The 6,149-nt window shown below is 60.6% G+C and carries 4 protein-coding genes and 1 pseudogene; 4 read left to right on the forward strand and 1 reads right to left on the reverse strand.

The annotated features are described in order from the left end of the window. Window positions 1-9: 9 nt before the first annotated feature. Complete coding sequence (locus FVW27_RS01135; RefSeq protein ID WP_167122008.1) at window positions 10-1,710, reverse strand: ShlB/FhaC/HecB family hemolysin secretion/activation protein; 1,701 nt, start codon at window positions 1,708-1,710, stop codon at window positions 10-12. Between the two features lie 1,005 nt (window positions 1,711-2,715). On the opposite strand from FVW27_RS01135, the pseudogene FVW27_RS01140 reads away from it, so the two are divergent. From FVW27_RS01140 to FVW27_RS01155, 4 genes and pseudogenes are all read left to right on the forward strand, one after another. After that, window positions 2,716-3,585, forward strand: a pseudogene (locus FVW27_RS01140) (DUF3150 domain-containing protein); the annotation flags it as partial. A 76-nt stretch (window positions 3,586-3,661) separates the two neighbouring features. After that, window positions 3,662-4,429 (forward strand): Fic family protein, encoded by a 768-nt coding sequence (locus tag FVW27_RS01145; protein ID WP_167122010.1) that lies wholly within the window; start codon window positions 3,662-3,664, stop codon window positions 4,427-4,429. Window positions 4,430-4,503: 74 nt separating this feature from the next. Next, entirely contained in the window at window positions 4,504-4,845 is a 342-nt protein-coding gene (locus FVW27_RS01150) for a hypothetical protein (protein WP_167122012.1), read from the forward strand. Between the two features lie 174 nt (window positions 4,846-5,019). Continuing rightward, window positions 5,020-6,149 (forward strand): cobaltochelatase CobT-related protein (locus FVW27_RS01155; RefSeq protein WP_167122014.1); only part of this gene is annotated, 1,130 nt, incomplete at its 3' end.

Consider the following 6,149-nt stretch of genomic DNA (forward strand, 5'->3'; position numbering starts at 1 on the left):
GGCGGCCACCTAGAACGTGAGCGTTACGGAAAGATAGGAAGTCCAGTCGTCGTCCTTGACGGATGCAGGGCGATCCAGCGCCTTGCCGGTCATGAACTCGACGGAGGCGAACTCGCCCCGCAGGCGCATGCCTACCCCCGCGCCCTGCAGCATACCCTTGTCCAGGTCGCGGTCTTGTTGGGGGTGTACGTACCCCGCATCGTAGAAGACATACGGCTGCATCGTGGACAGCAGGCGATTGAGCACCTGCACGGGGAGCTGCGGCAGGGCCTGGCTCCATGTGATCTCGTTGCGCCAGTAACCGCCCATGTTGCCGCTGACGCTTTCGTCATGGAACCCGCGCACGGAATAAAGCCCACCCACGACAACCTGTTCCGCGCCGTACAGGGTGTCTGGCGACCACTGGGCATAGACCGAGGAGCGCAACGCCAGATGTTCCTCGTCGGGAGGCAGGGGGAGTGAAAGCGACGCCGTACCGACATACCGGTCGTAGACCGTGTCCGGCATGCCGGAATACTGGTCCGGATTGCGTTCGGCACCCATCGTGGAAAAGCCGTGATGGTATTCGACACCTGCAGAACCAGTAGCCTGCCCCATGCGACGTGAATGCTGCAGTCGGAAAGTTCCCGTGCAAAGGTTGTAACTGCTGAGCGTAAGCTTGGTGTCTTCTATGTAGTTTGCAACTTCCCTTGTCGTTACTGATGCACCTGCAATGCTTTTACTCTTGCTGTCCCTGTGTACGACACGGTCCAGCCCCAGCGAAGATGTGATTGTTTCGCCTGATGACGTGTAACTTGTTCCGTGCCCGCTCAGTTCGGAAGAATAGGTGTATGTGTTCAGGCTTCCATACATTGTCCAATAGCCATAGGGAACGGACCAGTACGCGGAAAGGCTCTGGCTGCGCGGAGAGTCTCCGTCAACGGATGCGGCATCTGCACTTCTGTAGAGGGAAAGCTGGTCATTCAATCCGATGAAGTTGTCCTTTTCAAAGGAAAGAGTGGCCTGGTCGCGCCCCGTGGATTTCTGTCCGCTGTTGGCAAGCCCCGCATTGAACCGCCAGGACTTCTGCGGAGCATTCTCGATGCGGACGACGCTTCCCCCCGGCGTGGCGCCCGGCTCCAGCTTCATGCGGGCATTGTTGGAGGGCAGGCGGTTCATCTGGTCCAACCCCTGCTCGAGGTCGCGCAGCATGAGCGGCTTGCCCCGCAGCCCGGGGAACGCGGTGATCAGTTGGTTCTGCTGCTTTCCTGTGCCATCGTTGAGAAGGATGCCTTCAACGGTGCCCTCGATCACCGCAATACGGAGGATGCCCGTGGAAATGTCCTGTTCCGGCAGGTAGGCCCGCGCTGCCACGTATCCTCGTTCCACGTAGGCATTCGTGATGTCGCGCACCAACGCATTCATGTCGCCCAATGTCAGGCAGCGATTCAGGTAGGGTTTGCTGATGTCTTGCAGCGCGCTGTCCGAAAGAAGCGTCACCCCGTCTATGGAAATTTCCGTTACCTGAAAGCAGATTGCCTCATCGCCCTTGATGTCTTTTTGCGGCTGCACGGAAGGGGCAACAGGCTCTGGCGGAAGCTCCCTTCGTTCACGAAGTTCGTCTTCACGGGCGCGCCTGCGCTGTTCTTCGTGCTGGATGATCTGATTCTGCTGACGAAGGATGTCCTGCCCCGGTTCTGCGAAAACCATTGTGCCCATGAGCAGCACCATGAGTATGGCTGCCAGAATTCGCCATGTAGAAAATGTCATTATGCATCTATTTTTCTGCACGTGCTCGACCCCGAGTGCTTTTATCTGGCGTTTTCAAGACGTAGGATTACTGTGACAGACGGCGAAGATGCGGCAGTCATGCCATGCGCAGATCGCGCGGCATTACCCGTTGACCATGATTTGCCTTCAGGAAGAGGCGTGCCAAAGAATGCTACAGGCGAACAAAAAGACCACGATGGGCATCGAAGACCCCATCGTGGCGAGTTGGCAAAACAAAATGAGGGATGTGCGTGGTGCCCCCGATCAATCGTGGGCGCAAAGGCTGTAAGACAACGCTGGCGGGAGCCGACAATCCCATGCCGCAGCTCCAGTTCCTGCCTGCGCTGCTCTTCGGGCTGCTGCAGAATCTGTTGCTGTCGGATGGCCTCGTTCGACGAGGCAGCCCGACCAGGTAACGCAAAGAGCAAAAGGCATAGCGACAGTATTGGCACGCACAGCAATGCGCACCGGAACGAGCGTGGCGTCATCGTCTCCCCATGGGCCGTTTGCTGCGCCTGTTTCCCCCATGCGCAGCAAATGCGGCGAACAATCTCCCCCCATGAAAAGTGTAAATGTTTACTTTTTTATCTTATTCCATGTCAAGAAAACCAATTTTCAAATTCATGTCGCCTATATATCGAATCGCACCGACAGCATCCACAGGTGCTCCAAATGACAAAAACACAACGTCCAAAACATGAATATAAAATAAATTGTTATCATAAAAAAATAACTCCACGACGGACATTGATAACCCACACCAAAGAATCGACAACATGATGATGCGTATTCAAATCCATCGGGGAAGCCAGACAGTATCTCCACAGCTAACTTCTATATCTATATCTCTCCACACTTTCTTTTCAATACATTATTCTGAACCACAATCCTTTCCCACAAATCAAAATGTGCATTTAAAAAACAGCTCGCACAGTCACTTCATCTCCACCCACCTGCGAACCCGAGGAACTGAAGATATTCGGCACGCTGAAGGCGCGCGCGGTGAACCTGCTCGACCGTCACGGCGGGCGCTTTCTTGGCGGTTGGGGCATTCCGGAGGAAAAAGCCCCCGTCCTTGCGGAAGAACTCGACCGCATTCGGGCCGAATTCCTGGCGACCAGGGATACCTTCCTCACCCGGTACGATGACGCCGTTCGGGACTGGATTGTCCGGCACGGCGAGTGGGAACGCATCATCGCCGATTCCACCGTCAGCGCGGACTACGTGCGCAGCCGCATGGGATTCCGCTGGCAGGTCTACCGCATCGTGCCGCCCGCGCCGGGCGATGTGGAGCCGGTGCCCCAGGGGCTTGCGGAAGAGGTGCGAGGGCTTGGCCGGACCCTGTTCGACGAGGTGGCCAAAGCCGCCACCGAGGCCTGGCACAAGTGCTATGCGGGCCGCAGCGAAGTGTCCCACAAGGCGCTGTCCCCCTTGCGGACCATCCACCAGAAGCTGGCCGGACTCACCTTCGTGGAACCGAGGGTAGCCCCGGTGGCCGACCTCATCGGTACGGCCTTCGCCAACCTGCCCAAGCGGGGCAGGATACAGGGGGCGCACCTGCTCATGCTGCAAGGGCTGGTGGTCCTGCTGCGCGATCCGTCCGCGCTCATGGAGCATGGACAACGGATCATGGAGGGGCATCGCCCGTCCGATCTGCTGGATGCCATGCTGCGGCAGGATGGGAGCACGGAGAATGGACGGATAGCGTCCGCAGACGAACCCGAAGGAGGAGAGGACGACATGCCCGACCTTGGGAACGATCTCGCTTTGGACGGCATCCCCCGCGAGGTCATGCCCGACCTGCAACCCGTCCTGCCCAATTGCGGGCTGTGGTAGGCGGCTGGACAGGCCACGCCAACCCGTTTACCTATCGAGACGGTTGACTCGATTTCAAGCCACTTGCGAGCACACCATGACAACGCCATCGCCCACACCCCCCATCGACATCGCCCAACTCGACGCCCTCAAGGCGCGGCTCGACCGGCATCGTCCGCTGCCGCCCGACATGGTGGCTGAGCTGCGGGCGGACATGGTGCTGCGGTACACCTTCCATTCCAACGCCATCGAGGGGAACACGCTGACCCTCATGGAGACCAAGGTGGTGCTGGAAGACGGGGTGACCATCGGCGGCAAGTCCATGCGCGAGCACCTTGAAGCCATCAACCACCGGGAAGCCATCGGCTTTCTGGAAGAAGTGGTACGGGATGGGCGCGGGCTGGACGAACGCACCCTGAAGGACCTGCACCAACTGGTGCTCCGGGGCATTGCCGACGACGCGGGCCGCTACCGGACCCGCAATGTCATCATCTCCGGCGCGGGGCACACCCCGCCCGATGCCCTGCACGTGCAGGAACGCATGGACACCTTCTTCGGGTGGTACGCGGATGCGGCGGCGCACCTGCACCCCGTGGAACTGGCCGCGCGCGTCCATGCCGACTTCGTGGTGATCCACCCGTTCACGGACGGCAACGGGCGCACCGCCCGGCTGCTGATGAACCTTGAACTGACGCGGGCCGGGTTCCCCACGGTGATCATACCGGTGGAACAACGGGCCGCGTACTACGAGAACCTCGACGCCATCGGGGTGCGCGGCGACTACGCCCCTTTCCTCGCGCAGATCGGCGCGCTGGTGGCGACCAGCTTCGAACCATACTGGCGGCTGCTCGGCACCGCCGCCTGACCATCCGATACTCACCAGCCACGAAAGGCCCCGGAGCACCATGCTTCGGGGCCTTTTCGCATTCGGAGGACAACATGCTGGACGCACGCGCCGTGATGCGCTCGCTGCCGCTGGTGGCGAGCGTGCTCGGCAGGAAATGCGGTGTCACCGTGACCATCGGGGGCACGGAGGCCTACACGGACGGTAGCGTGATCCATCTCCCCGCACTGCCGGTGGACGCGCCCGATACCTTCCTTGCACTGGCCCGTGGCTACATCGACCAAGAGGCCGCCCACCTGCGGGATACCGACTTTGCGGCGCTGAAGGCCGCGAATCTTACCCCTCTTGAGCACCATGTATGGAACATCATCGAGGACTGGAGGGTGGAAAACCGTCTGGTCGCCGCCTTTCCCGGCTGCCGGGGCAACTTCGACTGACTCATCGGCCATTTTTTCGGCGGCAAGGCGACCAAGACAGCGGACGATCCTGCAGCCCTGTTCCTGAACTGGCTGCTGCTCACGGTTCGGGCATGGGATGTCCCGGCCATAGCAAAGCAACGCGACACCATCGCGGCACATCTCGATAAACTCTGCCCGGGCCTGTTTACCCGCATGAACTGCGCTGTAGAAGCGGTGTGCACCTCGTGCGCATCAACAGACGAGGCCATTGTCCATGCGCGGGCCATTGTCGCGGAACTGGGCAAGGCCACGGGAACGCCGCCACCCGCGTCAGGTACGAATCCGGACGCCAGTCAGGCTGGAGGCACCCCGGAGGGTGCGCTTGGCAATGGCAGCCAGCCCACGGCATCACCGTGGGAACGGATACGGAACCTGCTGCATGCCCAGGAGGACGAACTTCCGCTGGAATTCGGCGCAATCCTTGGTGAGGCCCTGAAACGTGAGTCTCCCGCCCGAGAAGGATTGCCCGTGAGCGTGGCCACCGTCACTCACAAGGTAAGCTGGGACTTGCACCCCGACGACATCGCCGATGCCAAACGGGCATCGACGGCCCTGCGGACGCGGCTTCATGGCCTGTTGCAGGCTGCGACCATCAGCCGGACCCACGGGGCACGAAGCGGGAGACTCGACCCGCGCAGGCTCCACCGCATCGCCACGGATGACGCTCGCGTCTTCATGCGCAAGGGAACGCGCGTCGGCATCAACACCGCCGTGCATCTGCTCCTCGACTGCTCCGGGTCCATGACCCCGAACATCAGGCTGGCCAGCACTGCCTGCCATGCCGTGGCTTCGGCCCTTGAGACCATCGGCATCAACGTGGCCATCACCGCCTTTCCGGCCAGTCATGACCCGGCGTCAACGGAACAGAAAACCGTGGGCTGCCTGGTGCGGCACGGACAGCGGGTACATCCGAGACTGAAGGTGGCAGCCGTGGGGACCACCCCACTGGCCGAGTCCCTGTGGTGGGTAATGCAGGAAATGCTGCCCCTGCGTGAGGCCCGCAAGCTCATCCTGCTGCTGACCGATGGCGACCCCGATACGCCGACATGGGCCCTGGAAGCCATCCGGCACGTCGAACGGCTGGGGTTCGAGGTCTACGCCATCGGCATCGGCGCGGTGAACATTCTGCAGCACCTGCCGGGACTACACCGGACGAGTAAGCGTCACATCACCTCCTTCTACCGCCCTCGTTTGAAATCCTGCATGCTCATCCTCCAATCAAGGAGGTGCGGGTATGCCGTCGAATCGCAGGCGAAGGTCGAAAAAGGAGTCTTATTGGCGGG

It is taken from the genome of Nitratidesulfovibrio liaohensis, assembly GCF_011682075.1.
Classification (GTDB): Bacteria; Desulfobacterota; Desulfovibrionia; order Desulfovibrionales; family Desulfovibrionaceae; genus Cupidesulfovibrio; species Cupidesulfovibrio liaohensis.

What these genes read in the sequence shown, in the direction of transcription:
- FVW27_RS01150 (WP_167122012.1), top strand. Translation starts at nt 4,504, where the DNA reads ATGCTGGACGCACGCGCCGTGATGCGCTCGCTGCCGCTGGTGGCGAGC.
- FVW27_RS01145 (WP_167122010.1), top strand. Translation starts at nt 3,662, where the DNA reads ATGACAACGCCATCGCCCACACCCCCCATCGACATCGCCCAACTCGAC.
- FVW27_RS01135 (WP_167122008.1), bottom strand. Translation starts at nt 1,710, where the DNA reads ATGGTGCTGCTCATGGGCACAATGGTTTTCGCAGAACCGGGGCAGGAC.